This is a genomic window from Bergeyella cardium (assembly GCF_003614945.1).
In the GTDB taxonomy this organism is placed as follows: Bacteria; Bacteroidota; Bacteroidia; order Flavobacteriales; family Weeksellaceae; genus Bergeyella_A; species Bergeyella_A cardium.
This window is the reverse complement of record NZ_QYCZ01000001.1, coordinates 1623859-1646715: the sequence shown is the minus strand read 5'-3', so window position 1 is coordinate 1646715 and position 22857 is coordinate 1623859. Positions and strand designations below refer to the sequence as shown.

Sequence of the window (22857 nt, the reverse complement as noted above, 5' to 3'; positions counted from 1 at the left end):
GTTAAAAAAGCATTGCAAGAGCATTCATTTTGAAGTCTTGCAATACCCAGGGTTGATTAAAATAATATTGGTTTTTTAATGCTTCTCAGCATTTTCCATAAATTCTTCGGCTTTTCTTACCATATCTATGCTTCCGCAGAAGAAAGGTACTCGTTGGTGAAGCTCGGTAGGTTCTAGTTCGAGGATTCTCGTTTTTCCGTCTGACGCTTTTCCACCAGCTTGCTCAGCGATGAAAGCCATTGGATTGCATTCATAGAGGAGGCGAAGTTTCCCTTTTGGAGATTGTGAGGTAGAAGGGTAGATATAAATACCACCTTTAATCATATTTCTATGAAAATCTGAAACCAATGAGCCAATGTATCGTGAGGTATAAGGTCTGTCCTCCTCTTCCATCTGGCAGTATTTGATATAGTCTTTTACTCCTTGTGGGAATTTGATATAGTTGCCCTCGTTAATAGAATAGATTTTTCCTTTTTTGGGGAATTGCATATTGGGGTGGGAGAGGTAGTAGGTACCGAGGCTTGGGTCTAGTGTAAAGCCATTAACGCCATTGCCTGTGGTATAGACAATCATTGTAGAAGAACCATAGACGATATAACCCGCCGCTACCTGTTCTGTACCCTTTTGCAGGAAGTCCTTCATCTCTACGGGAGAGCCGGGTTCGGTTACCCGTCTGTAAATAGAGAAGATAGTCCCTACGGATACATTTACATCTATGTTTGAAGAGCCGTCGAGTGGGTCAATCAGGACTACATATTTGGAGAGATGTCCGTTTTCGCCCGCTTTTATCTCTATAATATCGTCGTTTTCTTCGGAGGCAATTCCACAAACAACCTCTCTTTGGGAGAGTGCTGCGATGAAGATTTCATTGGCAAGCACATCGAGTTTTTGCTGTTCCTCACCTTGTACATTGGTATTACCGGCGCGCCCGATAATATCTGCTATCCCGGCTTTATTTACCTCTCTATTCACGATTTTAGAGGCAAGTCTAATCGCACTCAGGAGCCTTGAAAGCTCCCCAGTAGAATACTGGAAGTCATCTTGTTTTTCAATGATAAACTCTCCTAAAGTCTGTAATCCTTGTTCTGACATAAGTAAAAATTTATTGGTTTAATATGAGTTAAATAATTATAATTTTTAATGATTTTTTAGATGCGTTTATAGAGTTCTTCCATTGGCAGACGGTATCTATCTCCCCAGATACCTCGTTCTTCTCGGATGCCACAGCTTAGCACCATATTGATTTCAGCACCATAAGGCAGGTGCAGGAGTTTTTTGATACGGAGGCTATCAATGCCTACCATTGGACAAGTGTCGTATCCTTTTTCTGCCATTGCCAGCATAAAGGTTTGAGCTGCTAAAGCACAGCTACGGTGGACATCTATACGCATATCGTTTTCGGATGTTTGGCGATACATTGGTCGGAAGAGCCCCACGGCAAGGGATAGGGTTTTACGGAAGGCTCCGAGCAAGCCCCAAGCTCTTGCATAGAGGAGTGGCATTAGTTTATTATAATCGGCTTCCCATTTTTTGATGCGTTTTTCTACTTTTTCGGGCGGACTGTTACGTTTTACATTTTCAATTTCGTGTGCGAGCATCGCCTTGGCGCGTTTTCGGTGGAGATCTTGTCGAGTTACGAATACTACGAGTTGCTGTGCGGTAGCTACACTATCCTGATCAAGGCACGCAGGCACAAATTTTTTGAGCATTTCTTTATCAGTGATGTGATACATCTCGAAAAGTTGCATATTATAGGCAGTTGGTGCGAGCCTTGCGGTTTCCAAGCATTCCTTTACCACTTCTGGGTCGATTGGTTGATTGGAATAGTAGCGCACTGCTCTTCTGAACTCGAGTAATTCTTTTAAATTATTCATCTTTTTTAGATATTAGAGATTAGGGGTCGGTAGAGGTGATTCTCGTTATTCATATAATTCAAATTTTGTATTTAGGTATTTCTTTTCCATAGCTTTTGATTTTGTGTATTTAATTTTCTTTCTCGTTTATCCTCTTATCTTTTATTATAAGTGAATAGGAGTTTCTGAGGAGTATATTTTTCGAATTTTCTATCGGAGCTTATTACATTTAATTTCTCGGCAATTGCTTGGGAGATAATCGCGTGGTCAAAAGGGTCATTGTGTCCATCAGCTATTTCTAATTTTGAGAGAAGCTTTGTATGTTGCTTTGTAAAAGGGAGAATCTCTATATAAAAATCATCTTCAATAGCCTGTATCATTTCTCCAGCAGTTTTATACTGAGTAGATATTTTTTCTATACGATATAGTTGTAATAACTCCACAATACAAATAGAACTTGTATATAAAATATTAGAATAGTCATCTAATAAATTTAAAATATCATTAGATAATTGTTCTCTATCAGAGATGGCAAAAATAAGCGTATTTGTATCCAATAAATATCGCATATCCTTTATTTCAACACCGCTTTCATATCTAAAATTTTAATCATTCCTCCTTGCTTCCAAGACAGCCTCATAGCATATCCTGTTTTAGATATCTTTTTCCCTGTTTCAGGGTCTATAACCCATCTCACTTTTTTGTTGTCTTCTTTTTTTGTTTTTTTCTTTTCCATAATCTTTTGTTTTTGTGGTTTTAATTTTCTTTTCTCTCTTTCTCCTTTTATTATAAGTAAAGAGCTTCCTCCTTTTTTATCTCTTTGATGCCTCAAATAAGAGGTAGGCTCAGTGGCAACAAATGTAAGCAATTAAACTCAAACTATTCAAGTTGATAAGCAATGATTTTTAGGAATAAGGGTAGCATTTTATGATAAAATTTTTCATAAAAGAGTCTTTCTGCTCTGTTTATTTTATCTGAATTTTTTATTTTTGATATCCTTTTTTAAGGAAAACATTACAGCTAAGGCTGAAACAAAACAAAAAGCGATGAAAGTATTTAAGTTCGGAGGAGCTTCTGTAAAAGATGCAGATAGTGTGAGCAATGTAGCAAAAGTCTTAGAAAGCCAGACATTTGATAAATGCCTCCTCGTAGTATCGGCGATGGGGAAAACGACCAATGCACTGGAACGCGTAGTAGAAGATTATTTCCAGAATGTGGATTACAAGATAGGGGTAGAAGAAATAAAAGATTTTCATATAAAGATTGCCAGCGGACTGTTTCCAGAGCATCATAAAGTATTTGCAGAAATCGCTCTTTTCTTTGATGATATAGACGCTTTTCTGAGGAGAAATAAATCCCCGAACTATAATTTTGTTTATGACCAAGTGGTGAGCTGTGGTGAGCTGATTTCCTCCAAAATCCTAAGCGAATACCTCAATCAGAAAGGTTTTGCTAATCAGTGGCTCGATGCGAGGGACTATATAAAAACCGATAATACCTACCGCGAAGGGCAGGTAGATTGGGAAGCTACCGAAGCCCTTATCTCCACGCTCGGTTTATCGCAATCCTATGTAACGCAAGGCTTCATCGGTTCTGATGCACATAATTTCTCAGTAACCTTAGGGCGCGAGGGTTCAGATTATTCCGCAGCGATATTCGCCTTTTGTCTCAATGCAGAAACTCTAACCATCTGGAAAGATGTACCTGGAGTGATGACGGGAGACCCTCGCAAGTTCAAGGAAGCGACCTTGCTCTCCAATATTTCCTATGAGGAAGCGATAGAAATGGCATATTACGGAGCCAGTGTCATCCACCCGAAAACCCTCCAACCCTTAAAGCAGAAAAATATTCCGTTCTTCGTAAAGTCGTTTTTAGAACCAGAAAAAGCGGGGACAAAAGTAGGCTCTGGGAGTGATAACGAATACCGAGAGTCCTATATATTAAAGGAAAATCAGATACTGGTGAGGATTTCCACAAAGAATTTTTCATTCATTGCCGAAGAGCATCTCAGCTTTATCTTCTCCCTCTTGGCAAAGTATAAAATCAAAATCTCGCTGATGCAGAACTCCGCCATTTCCCTCGCACTTTGCCTTGAAGATAAGTATGCCCACATCGATGAATTTAATCGAGATTTGGGCAAGGAGTTTAAAACCGAAATTATCCCAAAGGTTTCCCTCTTCACGGTAAGGAATGCAGACACCAATAATACACTCAAGTTTTACGAAAATAAAACCGTACTTTTGGAGCAAATTTCCAAGCGAACGATTCAAATGGTAATTCAATAAAACACTCGATAAAGAAGAAGTAATGAGCCTGATTTCAACCCAAGAACTGATAAAAGCTACGGGGCTTACCAAGTTCGGTATTCTCAAAAATCCTATTGCTAAAATTTTGATGAGCACCACACAGCTTACCAAAGTAAATGCCTTGTATGACAGGATAAAAATGTACAAAGGCAAAGCGTTTTTCGATGCTTTTATCCGTGAGAGGGGGCTGAAGTATATCGTCTTTGAAGAAGACCTTGCCAAAATCCCAAAGACAGGTGCATTTATCATTGTTTCAAACCATCCCCTCGGAGCGATAGATGGCATTCTGATGTGCAAAATCATCTCCGATATTCGCCCAGATTTTAAGATAATGGGCAACTTCCTCCTCGAGAAAATAGAACCGATGAAGGAGTTTGTAATCCCCGTAAACCCGTTTGGAGGCGAGCGAAAAAGCATCCGAAGTAGTGCCACAGGAATGCGAGAAACCCTCAAACACCTTGAAGCAGGGGGATGTGTAGGTATGTTCCCCGCAGGTGAGGTCTCAAATAAAAATAATTCGTACAACGAGGTGAGAGACAAGGAGTGGGAAAAACCTGCCCTCAAGCTCATAAAATCTGCAAAAGTACCCGTAGTACCGATGTATTTCAATGCTAAGAACAGCAATTTCTTCTACAGCGTAGCCAAAATTCACCCAGACCTCCAAACGCTAATGCTCCCCTCAGAAATGATGAGAGACAGGGACTGCCCTATACGCGTACGAATCGGTAGGCCTATCTCCGCAAAGGTGATTGATGAGCAGGAGAGTACAGACGAACTCAGCGAGCACTTGCAGAATAAAATTTACCTCTTAAAGTCTTATTACGACAAGAGCAAATCTCAGATGGAGAACCTCAAACTCCCCAATCTGAAGCTCAACTTTCCTACGACTAAGACCGTTAATATCGTTCAGAACATTATAGACGAAACCCCAGAGGAAGATATCCTCAAAGAAATTCAAAACCTTAGAGAGAAGGATAAACAATTCTTCGCCAATGGAAATTACGAGGTTTTCTTCGCTGAGTATAACGACATCCCTTCCGTGATGAGGGAAATCGGGCGCCTCCGCGAGCTCACTTTCCGCGCGGTAGGCGAGGGCAGTAATCTTCCTCTTGACCTTGATAACTACGACAAGCACTACCACCATCTTTTCCTTTGGGATAATGACAAGAAGAAAATCGCAGGGGCGTATCGTATGGGGCTCGGTAAGGAAATAATGAAAAAACACGGTATCGATGGCTTCTATACCGCATCTCTCTTTGAGTTTGACCAAGAGCTGCAGCCCTTCTTCCGAAAAGTGATAGAAATGGGGCGGGCGTTCATCACCCTTGAATATCAGCAAAAGCCACTGCCACTCTTCCTTTTGTGGAGGGGCATCGTTCATGTCTGCCTCAGGAATCCAGACCATAAATTCCTGATGGGCGGTGTGAGCATCAGCAGTAAGTTCTCCGATTTCTCAAAATCATTGATGATAGAATTTATGCGCTCCAATTACTACGACTCTGCGGTGGCGCAATACATTCACCCAAAAAATGAGTACAAAGTAAAGCTCAAAGACAGAGACAAGAGCCTCTTCCTTGATGAGATGAATGCCGACCTCAACAAGCTCGATAAGATTATCGATGACCTCGAGCCCGAGCTCCGCCTCCCTGTCCTCATCAAGAAGTACATTAAGCAAAACGCAAAGGTCGTCTCCTTCAATGTAGACCCGAGCTTTAATGATGCGATAGATGGCTTGATGTACATCCGAATCAGTGAGCTGCCAGAGAGCACCATAAAGCCCGTTTTGGAGGAGCTTAGTGAGCAGCTTCGCAATGAGCAAAATGAGATACAGTAATCATTACCCTCGTTTTTGAGAGGGGCTGAAATTAGAAAAGTTGTTTTTATTCATAGATAATATGAGAGCGCCAGCCGAAATTTCGGCTGGCGCTCCAACTGTTTAGTAAAATATGGATTTATTCTTTATCTGTACAGGAAAAGAGGTGGATTTTTAGTATTGATGTGTCAGCTTGTTTAGTAGAGGATTTTGAGCATTTTTTCATTTTCTAGGAAGGTTCTATACTACGCCATATCCTCCTGTGTAGTAGATTACGCTATAATCCTCTAGTTTGATATCCTCAGGTTTTAGGGTATTGGCAAGTTTAGAATGAAAGACTTAAATTTATACTGAGAAATTAAAATCCTCAATAAATAACCACTCGTGAGGAGTGGTTGTTTTTAGATTAAGATTTAAACTTCTTTTTAATTTCATCTGCTATTTTATCTATCTCTGGAAATAAAGTAGCAGCACTTATGCCTAAGGTTTCAAGCTCTTTGAGAATTTTAATTTTTGAGCTTGCATCTATGATTATCCTTTTTTCTGAATTATCTTTTTTTCCTCTTTTAATCCAGTTAGATTCGATTATTATCATGGGTTTAGTTTTCTTATTAGTAGGAAGAGTAATAAGAGGAGTTTCTCCAATTCCAAAAATTAGAAATGCGCCATATTGTCTTATAATACGAGGATTATCTAATTTAGGGCGAATAGCCAAGGTACTACCAAGATCTTTAGGGTCTATTATTGGTAAAAAATAAGATTTGTCTTCTCTTATAAAGTGCAATAGTCTACCAAAATATTTATTATTAAGGTCTCTAATATTTTGAGGAATACATCCATTTTTAATCAAATTCTGTAATTCATTTATTAACCTGTTTTTTAGATCATACTTATAGTAATCATCGGATAATTGTCCATATTCATTTATCCAATTTTGTATCTCTTTATCAATTGTATCTTTAATCCTAAATTCTTTTTCTATTAAATATTTTTCTAAATCTTCTTTTTTGCTATTAACATAGTCAATTATTTTAGAATTGTCAGGAAAAGATCCATTATTTTCGACTATAAATTTAGCTATATCATTTTTTTCTTTTTTTCCTTCTAAAAGGGAAATAAGCTCTCTAAAATCATAAAGCAACTCTTGAGTATAATTATAATAAAACTCCTTATCACACTTAGCTAAATTAGCTAAAATAGTTACTCTATCACTGTCTGAATAGCAAACACTCTCATTAGGAATATCAAAAATGAGTACCTCGCCATTTTTTTTTGAGTTAGACTTATTATTTTCAGAGCAGGCGAAATAAAGAGCAACTAATGGATTTGTTGTTAAGTCTAATAATCTTGTAGGAATACCATAGTGTTGCATTAGAACTAAAGACTCTATTGTATTTTTTCCACTAAAATCATTAGGAGCTTTTGCTATCATTTCTCTATATATCTTGTCTTCATTATCAATATATAGATATTCTCCTGATGATTTTTTTCTGTATATAGAAGGTTCTAATTCAAATTCCTCATTAGGATGTCCTCTATAAAAGATATTATAAGAAGTCTTTATTTTACTAACTTCAGTTATATATTCTGATACTGATTTTATTTCTATTTTGTTTTCCTCTATTTTTTCGATTATATCTTCCATCTTCTCTATTGTTCTCATTTTTTCTAATTACTAGGTTTTAAATAAACCACCCATTTTATTTGGGTGGTTTAGAATATTTATATACTGTGTACAACTGTACACTAAATTAATTGCCCGTGTGGCTATGCGTTACATCATTCCTGGCATACCGCCTCCCATTGGTGGCATAGCGGGTTCTGCTTTTGGAATTTCGGTAATGACGCACTCGGTGGTGAGGAGCATACCTGCTACGGAAGCTGCGTTTTCAAGGGCTACGCGGGTTACCTTCGTAGGGTCTATGATTCCTGCTTCGAGCATATTAACGAACTCGTCGGTTTTTGCATTGTACCCGAAATCGCCTTTACCTTCTGCTACTTTTGCTACGATTACGGAGCCTTCGCCACCTGCGTTGGCTACGATTTGTCTCAGGGGCTCTTCGATTGCTCGTTTTACGATTTTGATACCTGTGCTTTCATCCTGATTACTTCCAGAGACATTGTCGAGAGAAGCTACGGCTCTTACGAGGGCTACGCCTCCTCCTGCTACGATGCCTTCTTCTACGGCAGCACGGGTAGCGTGGAGGGCGTCATCTACTCTGTCTTTTTTCTCTTTCATCTCTACTTCGGAAGCAGCACCTACATAGAGAACGGCTACACCGCCAGCCAATTTAGCGAGCCTTTCTTGTAGTTTTTCTTTATCGTAGTCGGAAGTTGTAGTCTCGATTTGTGCTTTGATTTGATTTACTCGTGCTTTGATTTGAGCATCATCTCCCGCACCATTTACAATCGTGGTATTGTCTTTATCGATAACTACTTTTTCAGCTCTACCAAGAAGCTCGATAGATGCATTCTCCATAGTGAAGCCTCTTTCTTCGGAGATAACCTGACCGCCTGTAAGGATAGCGATATCTTCGAGCATTGCTTTTCTTCTGTCTCCAAAACCTGGAGCTTTTACGGCAGCGATTTTGAGCGAGCCTCGGAGTTTATTTACTACCAGCGTAGCGAGTGCCTCGCCTTCTACCTCTTCGGAGATGATGAGGAGGGCTTTCCCTTGCTGAGCAACAGGCTCGAGAACGGGTAGTAATTCCTTCATAGAGGAGATTTTTTTCTCAACCAAAAGGATGTAAGGATTATCGAGCTCGGCAACCATTTTATCTGGATTGGTTACGAAGTAAGGGGACTGGTAGCCTCTGTCGAACTGCATACCTTCTACCACATCTACGGTAGTGTCTATACCTTTTGCTTCTTCTACGGTGATAACGCCCTCTTTGCCCACTTTTGCAAATGCTTCAGCGATGAGCCCACCGATGGTATCATCATTATTCGCGGATACGGAAGCGACTTGTTTTATCTTGTCGTTATTATCGCCCACTTGCTGAGATTGAGATTTAAGGTTCTCCACAACGGTAGCCACCGCTTTGTCGATACCTCTTTTTAAGTCCATAGGATTAGCTCCTGCGGCTACATTTTTAAGCCCTTCTCTTACGATTGCTTGAGCGAGTACGGTAGCAGTAGTAGTACCATCCCCTGCAATGTCATTGGTTTTGGAAGCTACTTCTTTCACCATCTGAGCACCGAGGTTTTCTACTTTGTCTTCTAATTCTATTTCCTTAGCTACGGAAACTCCGTCTTTGGTTACATGGGGTGCACCAAAAGATTTCTCGATAACCACATTTCTCCCCTTAGGACCTAATGTAACTTTTACTGCATTCGCCAATGCATCTACACCTCTTTTTAATGCGTCTCTTGATTCGATATCAAATTTAATTTCTTTTGCCATAATATTTTTTTTTGCTTTAAGCTATAGGCAGTAAGCAGTAGGCTTTTTTGCCTGATAGCGGGTTGTTTTTTATTCTTTTATTATTAATTTATTTCTTAAGCTCATTAATTTTTGCCTTGTTAGATTTAATTCTTCGTTTAAGTACTTATGCTTTTCTTTTGAAATAAAATCTAATTCTTTGGAGAGGAATAATAAATATTCCGTTTCATTTAATGAGCTTATACTTATTTCTATATCACTTAGAGCTTACTGCTTACAGCCTACTGCAAAACGCCTAATAAATCACTTTCTCTTACGATAAGGTAATCTTTTCCGTCGAGTTTTAGTTCTTGTCCAGCATATTTTCCGTAGAGGACTTTGTCTCCTACTTTTACGGTAAGGGGCTCGTCTTTTTTGCCATCACCTACGGCTACTACGGTTCCTTCTTGTGGTTTTTCTTTCGCTGTATCTGGGATGATAAGTCCAGAAGCGGTTTTTGTTTCGGCAGGAGCAGGCTCTACGAGCACTCTGTCTGCTAATGGTCTAAAATTTACTGACATAATAATGTTATTTTATTGTTGAAATTATTGATTCTTCTTGGTAGATTTCTTTGATTAGTCTGCAAACTGTACTAAGGATTTTTTAAAGTTCAGATACTGCTTTTTGTATTTTTTAAGGGAAGCATCATCCTTGTATTTTATTCCGAATATCCAGTTTGTACTGTGTTCTTTTGTCTCTTGGTAGCTTCTTGTGTAGCTATTATTTTTTGCAGAGATTGTCCACCACGATAGTTCTTTATCTCCGCTCTCTTTTGTTTCGGAGCTTACGAGCTTTTCGGAGGATTTTATCTCGATATCGTGGGCGGTACCGCTCCATTGTGGAGAGAAAATATAGAACTGTACTTTCCCATCGGGAGAATCGAATACAGCACTGTCAAACCCACTGCCTGAGGTTGCAGACTTTATTGAACCCTTAGCCTTGAAAGAAGCGGGATACTTTATTTCAAACCAAGCACCTTTATAGGTTTTCGTCTGAGCAATAGAAATCCCACTCAAAAGCAATGCACAAATAATGATAATATTTTTCATAGTTTCTATTTATTTTATGTTCTTGATTGAACGCACTGCCCTTTCACTAAGAATATGCCGTAGGTTTTTAATGGAAATTTTGGCAGAGTTTTGATGTTAATAGATGGAAATTTTGGCAGACTAATCTTCATACTGCTCCAAATAATAGGAAAAGCTGAAGCCTTCTACCTCCTCCTCTGTATCTTCTAAGGCGGTGAGCAAGTCCTCAAAGGTATCCAGTTGCTCTACACTCATATTTACAAACTCAATATGAAGCGGGTGCTCTACCTCCGTGCTAATGTAGTCTAATAAAGCCTCTGGGCTGTGGTTAAAAGATTCTGGAAGGATGAGCTTTTCTTTTAGCTGGGTATAGAAGTCCTCGCTGTCTCCTATATCTACGAAATCAATGTATAAATTCATTTTATGGTTTATTTTTTTAGTTCTTCAGGGATGTAGCATACGGGTATAGGCTCTATTTTGTGCTTTGCGGTGCTGTGCATTCTACGGAATATTTTATAGACTTCAAGCGCTCTGCCTGTATAGTCCTGTTCTGTTTTTGTGCTGTATTCTTTCTGTATTTTTTCCAGTTCGGGGTAGGTAGCACCTATCTGCTGTTCATCGGTGCGGTCGGTATCCCAAAGCCCATCGGTAGGGATGGCGTTTTTAATGCTTTCTGGAAGGTCGAGTGCCTTTGCCAGCTCATAAACTTCGGTTTTATAGAGGTCGGCTATCGGAGAAATATCCACTCCACCATCTCCATATTTGGTAAAAAAGCCAATCCCAAAGTCCTCAATTTTATTCCCCGTTCCGCAGACCAAAAGTCCATTAATCTGTGCGAAATGATAGAGGGTAAGCATCCTGAGACGCGAGCGGGTATTGGCAAAAGCGAGATTTTCCTGCTCGGATGCTCCCCCAATTTCTTTAAAGGTCGTAAAGATTTCCTCAAAAGCGGGGCTTAAATCTACCCTCAAGCCTTTTACATTTTTGAATTTCCTTTCGAGGAAAGCGATATGCTCCTGTGCTCTATCTATCTGGTCGGCTTTTTGGCGAATGGGCATTTCAAGCACCAAAGTATCCAGCCCCGTCATAGCACAGAGGGTAGAAACCACCCCAGAATCTACCCCGCCAGATACACCTATAATATATCCTTTTGCGTTTGCGGTTTCGGCGTAGTTTTTTAGCCAGCCTACAATATGATGTATTACTTTATCGGTTTGCATTCTACTGATTTTGCACAAAAATACGAATAAGATTGCTATTCATTAATGTAAAAAATCAAGGCTGGTACAAGACCAGCCCTGATGAAGATAACCTAAAAACAAAATATAACTTTATGAAAAATAATATTTACAAGATTAAAGGTCTATTTAACGATAAGCTTATGAGACTTACCACCTACCACTACGAAATAAACTCCCGCAGGTAGTCCTGTGATATTAATAGTATTGGTATCTGCTTTCAAGCTCAGCGTTCTGATGAGTTTACCTTCTATATTAAGGAGTGTAGCTGTCTCTGCTTTATCTGTCTTGATGAAGAATGTACCTGTAGCAGGGTTAGGATATACGCTTACGGTAGATGCTTTGCTCAAGGCTTCTTCATTGGTTTCAAGAGATGGGTCTACGGAAATCTCAAACTGATCCCACTGAGGAGCATTTCTATACTTAGCAGCAGCACCAGTAGGAACTTTTAAAGGCACTTTTCTTTCTTCATCGTCATTATAGTCAGGTTCAAATACGCCACGGAATACACCTTCGCCCAATTTAGGAGGGGTAGAAGCGTGTATTCTTACTTCACGAATTGCACTACAAGAATCAAAACTGTATTTACCTATTTCAGTTAAGTTTTTAGAGAGCTCTACATCTTCTAAAGCTTCATTATCTTGGAATACCTGAGCACCGATTTTAGTAACGCTATCAGGGATTTTTATGGCTTTAAGATTATTGCAGCCATTGAATGCAGAGTCTTCGATTTCGGTAACGCTATCAGGGATTTCTATATTCTCTAAAGCCTCACAGTTGGCAAATGTACTGTTTTGAATCTTCTGTAATTTCTGAGGGAGCTGAATATCATTTAATGCTTTACAAGTACTGAATGCGCTTGGACCAATTTCAGTAACATTAGGAGAGATACGGACGGACTCAATTTTTTCATTAAAACTGAAAGCGTGCTCCCCTATATGAACAAGAGAATCAGGGAAGTTGAATATCGTAAGATTCGGGCAGGAAGTTACCGCATAGTCCTCAATATGAGTAACAGACTCATCTAATGTAATGGTATGAAGATTTGCCTGCTCAAAAGCACTTGCGCCTATGATGGTAACTGTAGAAGGAGCGGAATACTCAGTATCCTCTTTACCAATAGGGTATTGTATTAGTTTTGTAATATCTTTATTGAAAAGAACTCCATCTACACTTGCGTAGTTTGGATTATCCGGATGTACGTTAATGCTTTTCAGTGTTTTGATATTAGTATGTTCAGTTTCATTAACCGTAAAACAGCCTTCTCCCATTTGGGTTAAGCTCTTAGGAAGATTAACGGTCTCCAAAGTACAATACCAGAAAGCATTGTTTCCTATCTCTTCAAGCCCTTCCTGGAACTCTACAGAAGTAAGCGCGTGGCAGAACTGGAAAGCTTTCTCTCCGATTTTTTTAAGAGAAGTTCCGAATTTAACAGAAGCTAAAGAACGGCAAAAGCTGAAAGCAGCATTGTCTATTTCAATCAAGCTATTGGGCATATTAATTTTTTCAAGAGCCAGACAATTGAGAAATGCTCTCTCACCAATATAGGTGATAGTTTCTGGAAGTACGAATTCTTTTACGAACTGATGACCATTAAGCGCCATCGCACGGATTTCGGTAACCGTATAAGTATTGCCTTCGTGTGTTACAGTTTCAGGGACTGTAACTTTTGTTTCCTCTTGCTTTGTAGCAAGTTTAGAGTCAATAATAGCAACTGTTTTTTGAACCTCATCTAAGATGCCGTATTTAAAACTTGCATCTTCAAAGATATCTCCATTGGCTTGTGTAGATTGAGCAGTAGCTACTCCTGTAAGTGCGAAAACTGCTGCTGTAGCAACAGCTCGATTTAAAATAATAGAATACGACATATATAAATTATTATTAATTAGTTTTATTAGTGGTATGAGCACAAAATAAATAGTTCTAAGTCTTAAATAAAGAATAAGTAGAATTAAAAAAATAGAAATATGATATATATCATAAGACTTGTTTTTAATTTATTTTTACCATAACACACAGTAATAAGATTAAATAAAAAATATATAGAAAAATAATTAGAAATATAATAATAGTAAAAGCCTACATCCTGTCATTTCCTTAGAATGAGACTAAGTAAATATCTGGTTGTTTATGGAAAATAGATGCTTTAACTTTGCAAGTGATAAAATAAAATAACTAAATAATGAGGCTTGATGGGAAGTTGTTTCTTGGGAGTATTCTGCTTATCAGCATTTCTGCAATAGCACAGAATAAAGAAAAAATCCGAGAGAGAAATATAAAAGAAGTCGTAATTACGGGGCAGATTTCCCCTCAATCAGTAAAAGAATCAATAAAAAATGTACGGGTAATTACAGCACAGGATATAAAAAATATGGGTGCTGTAAATTTAGATGACGCATTAAATCAATATATTAATATTACCGTACTCCCAGATGTAAATAGTGGCCGCTCCACTGTTTCTCTTTTTGGGCTCGACAGCTCTTATTTCAAGATATTTATAGATAATATTCCTTTTGTAAGCGAAGGTGGAGTGGGGAATAATACCGATCTTTCTCAAATCAATATCAATGATATAGAGCGGGTGGAGATTATAGAAGGCTCTATGGGCGTTACCCACGGAGCCAATGCTGTGAGCGGTATTCTCAACATTATTACCAAGAAAAAAGCACAGAGCAGATATGAGATAAGTGCCAGTGTGCAGGAAGAGAGTATGGGAAATGAATATAACCTGAAAGATAAAGGGCGGCACATACAAAGCCTTAAAGTCAATTATAATATTAATGATAATTGGATGTTCTCCACAGGCTTTAATAGAAACCAGTCTAATGGATATTTTGGAAACTATAAAGGGAAAAATTATCTGTTGCCCGATGGCAGAAGGGGATATAAATTTCTCCCGAGAGATTATACTCAGGAAAATGCTTTAATCAGCTATCGTAAAGGGAGTTTTAAATCTTTTTACAAGTTTGAGTATATGGAAACAAACTTTAATTTCTTCGATAGGAATTCTAAATCTGGATATAATGATGAAATAGGAGCGTATAGATACGGAACAGATAAAAAGTACTATTATTCAAGAAATGCTCATCACTTAAATGCTAATGGCAGGTTTAATGATTTTGCTTATAACATCTCTGCCTCCTATCAGTATCAGGAAAGGGAAATTGAGCGCTTCCGATATATTATTAATACACGACAGTCCATTAATAGAGAGCGTAAAAAAGACCAGTCTATGGATGTGATCTACTCCACAGGTACTCTCAGCAAGAGCTTTGCGGATAAGAGGTATAATATTCAGCTCGGATATGAGTTGGTGAATAACAAAGGCTTCTCCGAAGTAGATGATGCAGGGCATACCATAAAACAAATCAACAAGAAAATAGATAATTATGATGTCTTTGCTCTATCCGAAATCGGTTTTACCAAGAACTTTTCCATTCGCCCAGGTTTCAGGTATTCTTTCCAGACGCTCTTTAATAACCAATATTCCTATTCACTTGGGCTGAGGTATTTGTTAAATGACTATGAGTTTAGGGCTTCAGGAGGGAAATCTTATCGTACTCCAAGTTTTGATGAGCTCTATACCTATAATGTATTCGAAGGGCATTCTTTCCTTGGGAATGAAAACTTAATCCCCGAAAATGGTTTCTCCACAGAAGCGAGTATTAAAAAGACCACCGAACTGAATAACGGAAAATCCAGACTGCACAATCAAGTAATGTTCAGTACTAATAATATCAGTGATAAAATCTATAATGCGTTGCTCGATTTAGATGGTAATGCCCCGAAGTTCCAGTATATTAATATCAGTAAGTACAAAAGCTATCATATCTCTACCAGCAATAATTTTAAGTCGGATAACTGGGATTTTGGTTTAGGAGCTTCCTTCGCTTGGGTTTCTCAAAAAGTAGAGAGTGAGAAACATCATACAGATGACAGATTCCTGCTCAATATCAATGCGAATCTAAACCTCTCATATAATATCCCTCAGTGGGATACAAGGATTTCCGCTTACTATAAGTTTATTGGGAAATCTCAGCAGTGGACGGTGAGTACCAAAGGCTATGTCATTAGCGAGCAAGACCCTTATGGCTGGCTGGATATGTCCCTACAAAAGAAATTCTTTAAGAAGAATGTAGAGGTAGCATTCGGTGCGAGAAACTTACTTAACACTACCGATATAAAGCGAACAACCACTTCCGCTGATGGTAGTAGCAGGAATGTACAGTCTGTGGCATTGGGCTATGGAAGGTCTTTTTATTTGAAACTAACATATAATCTTAATATAAAACAATAAAATTTCATCGCTATGAGAAAGAATTTAATCATCACAACATTAGCAGCTGTTACTTTAATGTTTACTTCCTGCTCATCCACAGAAGATGGGCAAGATGGTATAGCAGAAGTGCCAAGTATACCCCCGGGTTCTTTATTGACTCTGAAACCCGAAGTAGGAGGGCATAATCAGCCCAATCAGGTTTATGTAGATTTGAGGACCAATACCACGAAAGTAGTAAGAAGAGACTCTTGGGACTTCGGTTTTTACTGTGGCGAAGATTTCAGAGTAATACTTAATGGCTCTGTAAAAATGTCTACAAAAGCCCTTAACTCTACCAATATAGATGAGGTACAGTCAATAGACAACAGTATCCTGATTTCTTCCCCAGGTCCAAATACAACTGAGGTTACAAAAGCAAGTTTGGGCTATGTAGATAATCCATCAGGGAAGCTGAAAGAAGATAATGGGCAGAAGGGTTCAGGTACAGCCATAGCAGAAATCTCTGCGAATGATTCAGAAAATAAAGTCTATCTTGTAAGTATGGGGTATGAAATAAGCAATAAAAACCCACAGCCAGGCAGCATAGACCTTACAGGTGAGCATAGAGGCTGGAAGAAAATTCGCATCCTGAAAAGGGCAAATGGATACCTCCTTCAATATGCCGACTTGGCAGATACCCAGCATAAAGAGTTCTTTATAGAAAAAGATTCGGAATACAACTTTAAATTTTTCAGTATAAAGGCTAATAATACCGTAGATGTTCAGCCTAAAAAGAAAGACTGGGATATGTGCTTTACTACAAACTATACATATACGGCATTGGTGGCAAATGCACCGTTTGATAAGCAGTTTGTTTATTTCTTCCCAGACCTTATTCAGCTCAATGTTCACGGAGATGTAAGAGCAGCAGGTCTGCAAGTAGACAGATATGAAAAAGAAAAGATTTTCCAAGCCTATACTTTGGAAAAAGCAAATAAAATAAATTTTGAAAGACTTGATAGGATTAATCAAAACTTTATGGCTACTGCCTGGAGGAAAGGAGGGCTTGGAGAGACTGCCGTAGCTGAAGACTTAATCTTTGTAGTAAAAGATAGTGAGGGAAATAAATATAAACTCATTTTCCGTGCTGTAAGTAGCGAGAGCGGAGAAAGAGGCCACCCTGTTTTCCAGTATGTATTATTAAAATAAATGTATAGGGGAGGAGCGCTTGTATGGGCTTTACTTCCCTCTTTGATATAAAGTCTAATTTTAAAACCATAAACAAATGAAATCAACGAAGTTTTTATTTCCCCTCATCCTTCTGCTGAGTTTCTTCACTTCGGTTGCAAGGGCGCAGTCATTATCAGAGGTTATTAATTCCAAAGACGCCGTCCTTGTAGATGTTCGCTCCGAAAAAGAGTTTGATGAAGGCAGTGTAAAAGGCGCTATCAATATCCCTGTCGATACCATTGATAAGCAAGCCTACCAGCTTAAAGGGAAGAAAGTCGTAGTTTTCTGCCGCTCTGGCAAGCGAGCAGAAAAGGCGTATCAAATCCTGAAAAAGCAAGGCGTGAATGTCTATAACGGCAAAACCGTAGATAATGTAAAGATGCTACAGAAGAGCAACATCATACAAAAGGTAAAGTTCCTAAAAGATAAGCCTTCGGTATTTGTAATAAAGTCTGGGAGCACCGCAAAGCAGGTGGCCGTAGCCCTCGGGAAAGATGCCGTATTGCCCAATCATACTACCTCCGAGCCTGCCCTTTTGGTAGTGCTTAGAGGCAAGGTGAAGTTCATCATCGCAGGGGAGGAAATCCTCCTCAATACCTACGATACCTATCACATCCCTGCTGATATAGAGCACGAGCTCGTAGGCTTAGACAAAGAAAACCTCTTTACTGTAACCAAAAGTAAGGACTGGTAGAGAGACTTTGATACTTTAAACTATAAAGTATAGAGTTTTGGTTAATGGTACTCAACACTCTTTTAGTTTTGGTTGAGAAAGACTATCGGTAGCATCTTTGGTGCTACCGATAGTCTTTTATAATATTTTCCAGAATAATCCCGAGGTTAATTACTCTATTCTAAGCTGTTTTTTCTATCCTCATATTATCGTTAATCGTAATGTAGCTAATGAAATCTACTTTTTACTCCAGCTTCCAGATGTGTTTCATTAGTTTATAGAATTTATGCTCGCGGTCGGTTACTTCATTATCTGCCTTGATGAGGGTTTTAGCAAAGTCAGCAAACTTGAGCCTCTCCTCTTCGGTAGAGTCGTCATAGAAGCAATGTGCGTGAAACTCAAAATGGTCTTTCCACTCCTCGGGTTGTAGCCGTGCAATAATGTCCAGCTCATTGTCAAGGTTGATTCTGAATGGAAATTCTTCTTCCAGATATTCTCGAATTTTTAATCCTTCCTCTGGTGAGAAGTGGTGATCTACAGCGGATAGAATCATCAACAGATGATAGCCAGCAATGGATTTATTAGATTTTTGTAGCATTATATTAATAGTTTTTCAGAGGTTGTTTATCTACTATTTTTCCTTTTTCTAATACAAGAACAAAAGGATTGGAGCGGGCAATCGTCTTGATAGCTGTACCGTCCATACTGAAATTCGTAAGCCCTTTAAAAGTATCCCCTTCTGGAGATACGCCATAGATTTCTGAGTTTTTCTTTTTCAGTTCGCTGATTTTTGCAGAGTAATCTTTTATTTCCTTAGGGTTATAGCTAAAAATCAAGATCACTTTTTCCTTGTTTAGGATTTCCTCTGTGGCATCATTCTCATCTTTATCGCTGAGTTTAAACTTAGAAATCTCAGATTTATATCCCTCTTTCACGAGCTTGGAAATGGTTTTATCTTCAATAATTTCCCAAGGTGTGCCTTCTTCCCAGTATTCTTGTTTATTCACATAATCGTCTTGATTTACTTCTTTTTCCTCGCCTGTTTTGTTGTTTTTCAGGGTATAATAGGTTTTGTATTCGGCAGGGTTTTTCTCTATTTTTTTTCTTTCAGCATTCAGGTCGGTACCAATTTTATAATCTCTAAAATCAATTAAAGGCTCACCATAAATCCCAGCAGAGGTTATAACGATAGTCCCCAAAAGCCCAATAAAAAAGCGGGCAAGTGCGAGTTTATTCTTTTGTTCCTTTTCTTTTCTGTATCCAATCCATAGAATCAGCAGCCCGACAAGCAGGATAATATCCTTCCAGAAGCTCTGCCAAGGGGTGAATTTAATAGCATCACCAAAGCACCCACAGTCGGTTACCTTATCAAAATAGGCTGAATAGAAAGTGAGAAAAGCAAAGAATACGCAGAGTGCGATGAGCAGTGCTAATGATTTCTTTAAACAAAGTTTTATCACCAATGCCAGCCCTAAGAGAATCTCAAAGATGGCAACGAATATTGCCAAAGGCAGTGCATAGGTTTCCAGCAACGAGAGGTTAAAGACCGATGGTGAGAAATACTCCTCCAATTTGAATGAAAAGCCTCGTGCATCAATGGTTTTCACAAATCCCGAGATAATGAAAATCACCCCAACGATGATTCTTAATGCGTCTTTCATATCTTATTTTTTAGATTCTTCGCTTGATTTTATAAGGCAGAATACCGCGTAGTTCAGCATATCAAAATAGTTGGCATCCAGACCTTCGGAGACGAGGGTTGCCCCGTTATTGTCCTCAATTTGTTTCGTCCTAAGAACTTTTTGGTAGATTAAATCGGTGATGGACGACACCCGCATCTCCCGCCACGCTTCTCCATAGTCGTGGTTTTTCTTTTCCATCAGCAGTTGTGCTTCGCTTGCGTATTTGTCATACAGGTTTAGGATTTCCTCAGGGCTTTCATTCAGATTATCGGTCAGCCCTTTTTCCATCTGTATAAGCCCGATAATCGCGTAATTAACAATCGCGATAAACTCTCCTTCTTCGCTCTCATCTATCATTCTTTTGGCAGACATTTGCAGGGTGCGTATTCGGTTCACTTTTATGTAAATCTGATCCGTAATAGAGCTCGGTCTCAGCACGCGCCAGGCGGCTCCATAGTCTTTCATTTTCTTTGAAAATAAATCACGGCACTCGGCTATGATTTTCTTAAACTGTTCAGAAGTTTTCTGCATAATCAATCTTTACGCTTCAAAGATAAGGATTTTAAAGCATTCAGATTTGTAGGTGGAGATTTAAAATAGCGCTTTATACAAAGTAATTGCACTCATTATAATAACGAGGATACTAATCGCGAGGGTCATCTTTTTTATCGGGAGGCGAGTGGTAAGCATTGCTGAGAAAGGCGCCGTAATAACCCCACCGAGCAATAGCCCGAGAATGATATTCCAATGCTGGGTTCCCAGTGTAAAGATAAAGGTAATGGCACTGGTGGTCGTGAGCAGGAATTTCAGGAATATGGAGCTCCCCACTACATATCTTGGGGTTCTGCCGTCTTTTATCAGCGAGCCTGTAACCAATGGTCCCCAGCCTCCGCCTGCAAATGAGTCAAGAAAGCCACCTACGAGCCCAAGCAATGGCAAATTACTCCTCTTGCGGTTGATATTCTGCCTCTTTCGCTGGTTCATAAGGGTACGGATGAAGATATTAACCCCGATAAACATCGTGTAGCCAGCCAGCAGAGGTTTCATTATTTTTCCGTATTCTTTATCGATAAAGTAAAGGGAGAATGAGCCCATCAGAGCGCCTAAGATGGCGTAAGGAGCAAGGGCTTTTACCAATTTCATATTGATATTTCTCAGCTTGTAATGGCTCGCTACGCCTGCAAATGTAGTAAAGGTCTGTGCAGAGTGTATGCTGGCACTGGCAACCGCTGGGCTCTGCCCGAGGAAGAGCAATATCGCGGTACAAATAGTCCCATAGCCCATTCCCATAGAACCTGCGACCATTTCCGCAAGGAAGCCCACGAGAAGCATCCAATAGAATATGCTGTGATCTCTGCCCAGAAAGTCCTTCACCTCTGGATAGAGCTCAAATTCGTAGATGGTGAGGAAGAACAATCCTGCAAAAACCATTATCCCGATAAGCGAAAGGTACATTGTAGCACGAATTTTCGCCATTTTGGTATAGGTGGTCATATATTCCAAAACCTCGTAAGGGTTCTGGTAATTTCTGGTGCCGGGTATGGTGCTTTGTACTTTATTAAGGATGAGTTTTTCCTTTGTGTTCTTATGTTTTGATGAAGGGGCAAGTTCGTCTATAATGATAATCTTATGCTTTTTTGCTAAGTGTATCAGGTTGATTTTCTCAGTCTCATCTTTCGTTAGGATGTACGCAATGTGCGCTTTCTCAAAGTCGCTATCGTTAGGTATGCCGGTGTGCAGGGTGGTATTGGGCATTTCTTCTGCGAAGTTCCTAAGGCTCTCCGTCTCTTCTGGGGCAAAGATTTGCAGGTCTTCCAAGTCTTTATCGTAGAGGAGGGGTAGCTCGTCCATAATAAGCTCTGGCTCCCCAATGATGAGCACCCTAAGGTATTCGGATTTTAATGACAAACGGATGTGTTTCCTCTGAGAATGTGGCATTATGATGTTTTAGCTTCCCCTGTATTGGGTGCGCAAATGTAGAAAATCTTTTTCATTCTTCGCACCGAGCTTTTGCCTAAAAAAAGAGAAGGCTTTTTGCCCTCTCTTTGTTGGTTTCTACCTCATCATCATCAGTGCACCTACGGTTGCATTGCTGGTTTCATCGATGAGGATGGCACTGCCCATCGTTTCATTTTCTTTAAAATCATCGTAGATAACGGGCGAGGCGGTGCGGAGCCTTATTTTAGCAATCTCGTTCAGCTTGAGGGTTCCGTCGGCAGGTACTTGCTCTAGGGTATTTACATCTATCTTGTATTCTATTTCTTTCACTATGGTTTTCAGGATTCTGCTTCGGTGCTGGAGGAGGCACTTACTGCCTTCCGAAAGCTCGCGTTTATCGAGCCAACAAACCAATGCTTCTACATCATTATTGATGAGAGGCTGGGTTTCATCGGCTTTAATGAAGAAATCTCCGCGAGAGATATCAATATCATCCTCGATGTGAAGCACCACAGGCTGATGAGCAAAGGCTTGCTCAACCTCCTCGCCCGCAGATTCTATCTTGCTGATGCGCGTCTTCTGCTCCTGCGGATAGATGATCACCTCGTCTCCCTTCGCATAAGTCCCTGAAATGATTTGCCCCGCATAACCTCTGTAATCGTGCAATTCTTCGGTTTGTGGTCTAATCACATATTGAACTTGAAACCTCGACTGCTCGTATTCCCTATGGCTGATTTCCACCGTTTCAAGGTAGTGCAGCAAGGATTCTCCCTTATACCAAGGCATCGCCTCAGAGGTATTCACGATATTATCGCCCACGAATGCCGAAATCGGGAAGAAGCTCACTTGCTGAAGTCCCAAACGATGAGCGATTTCCTGATAATCGGTTTTGATTTTTGTAAAGATATCTTCATCGTAATTCACCAGATCCATTTTATTCACTGCTACCACAACATTTTTGATGTTGAGAAGCGAGGCTATGATGGAATGTCTGCGGGTTTGCTCGGTAACGCCATTTCTGGCATCAACGAGGATGATGATGAGCTCCGAGTTTGATGCGCCCGTAATCATATTTCGGGTGTATTGGATGTGCCCAGGGGCATCGGCGATGATGAATTTTCGTTTCGGTGTAGCGAAGTATCGGTACGCGATGTCTATCGTAATCCCCTGCTCGCGCTCGGCGCGCAGCCCGTCGGTCAAGATCGCGAGGTCTATTCCCTCTGCATTTTTGTTTTTAGACTGCTGTTCGAGTGCCTCGAGCTGGTCTGCCAAGATGCTCTTGCTATCGTACAAAAGCCTACCGATCAGGGTACTTTTCCCATCGTCCACGCTTCCTGCGGTGATAAATCTAAGTATATCCATTTCTTTATTGATTCAAATTTTTAATCCTGTCTGTCATTAAAATCTCATTCCGTAG

The 22857-nt window shown here is 39.6% G+C and carries 22 protein-coding genes; 5 read left to right on the top strand and 17 right to left on the bottom strand.

The annotated features are described in order from the left end of the window. Positions 1–75: 75 nt before the first annotated feature. The 4 genes from fbp to D8991_RS08930 all read right to left on the bottom strand — a co-directional run bounded on the left by fbp (position 76) and on the right by D8991_RS08930 (position 2589). Positions 76–1092, bottom strand: a complete 1017-nt coding sequence (gene fbp / locus D8991_RS07470; protein WP_120489505.1) for a class 1 fructose-bisphosphatase — start codon at positions 1090–1092, stop codon at positions 76–78. 56 nt (positions 1093–1148) lie between these two features. Further along, positions 1149–1874, bottom strand: coding sequence for a nitroreductase family protein (locus D8991_RS07465; RefSeq protein ID WP_120489504.1), 726 nt, complete (start codon positions 1872–1874; stop codon positions 1149–1151). 134 nt (positions 1875–2008) lie between these two features. Beyond that, a complete protein-coding gene (locus D8991_RS07460; RefSeq protein WP_160224299.1) occupies positions 2009–2410 on the bottom strand; it encodes a type II toxin-antitoxin system VapC family toxin in 402 nt (133 codons plus the stop codon). Between the two features lie 17 nt (positions 2411–2427). Beyond that, on the bottom strand, positions 2428–2589 hold the full coding sequence (locus D8991_RS08930; RefSeq protein WP_160224300.1) for a hypothetical protein: 162 nt from the start codon (positions 2587–2589) through the stop codon (positions 2428–2430). Between the two features lie 310 nt (positions 2590–2899). On the opposite strand from D8991_RS08930, the gene D8991_RS07450 reads away from it, so the two are divergent. Then, on the top strand, positions 2900–4138 hold the full coding sequence (locus tag D8991_RS07450; protein WP_120489740.1) for an aspartate kinase: 1239 nt from the start codon (positions 2900–2902) through the stop codon (positions 4136–4138). A 22-nt stretch (positions 4139–4160) separates the two neighbouring features. Further along, positions 4161–5993: a lysophospholipid acyltransferase family protein gene (locus D8991_RS07445; protein WP_120489501.1), complete on the top strand. Its 1833-nt coding sequence runs from the start codon at positions 4161–4163 to the stop codon at positions 5991–5993. A 385-nt stretch (positions 5994–6378) separates the two neighbouring features. Here D8991_RS07445 and D8991_RS07440 read toward each other — a convergent pair whose 3' ends face one another. The 8 genes from D8991_RS07440 to D8991_RS07405 all read right to left on the bottom strand — a co-directional run bounded on the left by D8991_RS07440 (position 6379) and on the right by D8991_RS07405 (position 13527). Next, positions 6379–7635, bottom strand: coding sequence for an FRG domain-containing protein (locus D8991_RS07440; RefSeq protein ID WP_120489500.1), 1257 nt, complete (start codon positions 7633–7635; stop codon positions 6379–6381). A gap of 111 nt (positions 7636–7746) precedes the next feature. Then, complete coding sequence (gene groL / locus D8991_RS07435; RefSeq protein ID WP_120489499.1) at positions 7747–9375, bottom strand: chaperonin GroEL; 1629 nt, start codon at positions 9373–9375, stop codon at positions 7747–7749. 69 nt (positions 9376–9444) lie between these two features. Further along, entirely contained in the window at positions 9445–9603 is a 159-nt protein-coding gene (locus tag D8991_RS09160; protein ID WP_394364128.1) for a four helix bundle protein, read from the bottom strand. A gap of 32 nt (positions 9604–9635) precedes the next feature. Beyond that, on the bottom strand, positions 9636–9914 hold the full coding sequence (locus tag D8991_RS07425) for a co-chaperone GroES (RefSeq protein ID WP_120489498.1): 279 nt from the start codon (positions 9912–9914) through the stop codon (positions 9636–9638). Positions 9915–9968: 54 nt separating this feature from the next. Beyond that, on the bottom strand, positions 9969–10442 hold the full coding sequence (locus tag D8991_RS07420) for a hypothetical protein (RefSeq protein ID WP_162926747.1): 474 nt from the start codon (positions 10440–10442) through the stop codon (positions 9969–9971). Positions 10443–10562: 120 nt separating this feature from the next. Next, the gene (locus tag D8991_RS07415; RefSeq protein WP_120489496.1) at positions 10563–10841 is read right to left on the bottom strand and encodes a barstar family protein; all 279 of its coding nucleotides are present in this window, start codon (positions 10839–10841) and stop codon (positions 10563–10565) included. 8 nt (positions 10842–10849) lie between these two features. After that, positions 10850–11641, bottom strand: coding sequence for an NAD(+) synthase (nadE, locus tag D8991_RS07410; RefSeq protein ID WP_120489495.1), 792 nt, complete (start codon positions 11639–11641; stop codon positions 10850–10852). A gap of 143 nt (positions 11642–11784) precedes the next feature. Beyond that, positions 11785–13527: a leucine-rich repeat domain-containing protein gene (locus tag D8991_RS07405; RefSeq protein ID WP_120489494.1), complete on the bottom strand. Its 1743-nt coding sequence runs from the start codon at positions 13525–13527 to the stop codon at positions 11785–11787. Between the two features lie 314 nt (positions 13528–13841). Between D8991_RS07405 and D8991_RS07400 the strand changes: the two genes are divergently transcribed. The 3 genes from D8991_RS07400 (at position 13842) to D8991_RS07390 (ending at position 17841) form a co-directional block, all read left to right on the top strand. Beyond that, positions 13842–15956: a TonB-dependent receptor plug domain-containing protein gene (locus D8991_RS07400; protein WP_120489493.1), complete on the top strand. Its 2115-nt coding sequence runs from the start codon at positions 13842–13844 to the stop codon at positions 15954–15956. Between the two features lie 12 nt (positions 15957–15968). Then, positions 15969–17126 carry an HmuY family protein gene (locus D8991_RS07395; protein WP_120489492.1) on the top strand — a complete coding sequence of 386 codons (1158 nt, stop codon included), beginning with the start codon at positions 15969–15971 and terminating at the stop codon, positions 17124–17126. A 76-nt stretch (positions 17127–17202) separates the two neighbouring features. Further along, positions 17203–17841: a rhodanese-like domain-containing protein gene (locus D8991_RS07390; RefSeq protein ID WP_120489491.1), complete on the top strand. Its 639-nt coding sequence runs from the start codon at positions 17203–17205 to the stop codon at positions 17839–17841. 223 nt (positions 17842–18064) lie between these two features. Here the strand turns inward: D8991_RS07390 and D8991_RS07385 are convergent, their stop codons facing one another. The 5 genes from D8991_RS07385 to D8991_RS07365 form a co-directional block, all read right to left on the bottom strand. Then, positions 18065–18418 carry a tellurite resistance TerB family protein gene (locus D8991_RS07385; protein ID WP_120489490.1) on the bottom strand — a complete coding sequence of 118 codons (354 nt, stop codon included), beginning with the start codon at positions 18416–18418 and terminating at the stop codon, positions 18065–18067. A 4-nt stretch (positions 18419–18422) separates the two neighbouring features. Then, on the bottom strand, positions 18423–19481 hold the full coding sequence (locus D8991_RS07380) for a BT_3928 family protein (RefSeq protein WP_120489489.1): 1059 nt from the start codon (positions 19479–19481) through the stop codon (positions 18423–18425). A gap of 3 nt (positions 19482–19484) precedes the next feature. Beyond that, on the bottom strand, positions 19485–20033 hold the full coding sequence (locus D8991_RS07375; protein ID WP_120489488.1) for a DUF1599 domain-containing protein: 549 nt from the start codon (positions 20031–20033) through the stop codon (positions 19485–19487). 60 nt (positions 20034–20093) lie between these two features. Further along, on the bottom strand, positions 20094–21440 hold the full coding sequence (locus D8991_RS07370) for a sulfite exporter TauE/SafE family protein (protein ID WP_120489487.1): 1347 nt from the start codon (positions 21438–21440) through the stop codon (positions 20094–20096). Between the two features lie 117 nt (positions 21441–21557). Beyond that, positions 21558–22802, bottom strand: a complete 1245-nt coding sequence (locus D8991_RS07365; RefSeq protein ID WP_120489486.1) for a sulfate adenylyltransferase subunit 1 — start codon at positions 22800–22802, stop codon at positions 21558–21560. Positions 22803–22857: the final 55 nt, after the last annotated feature.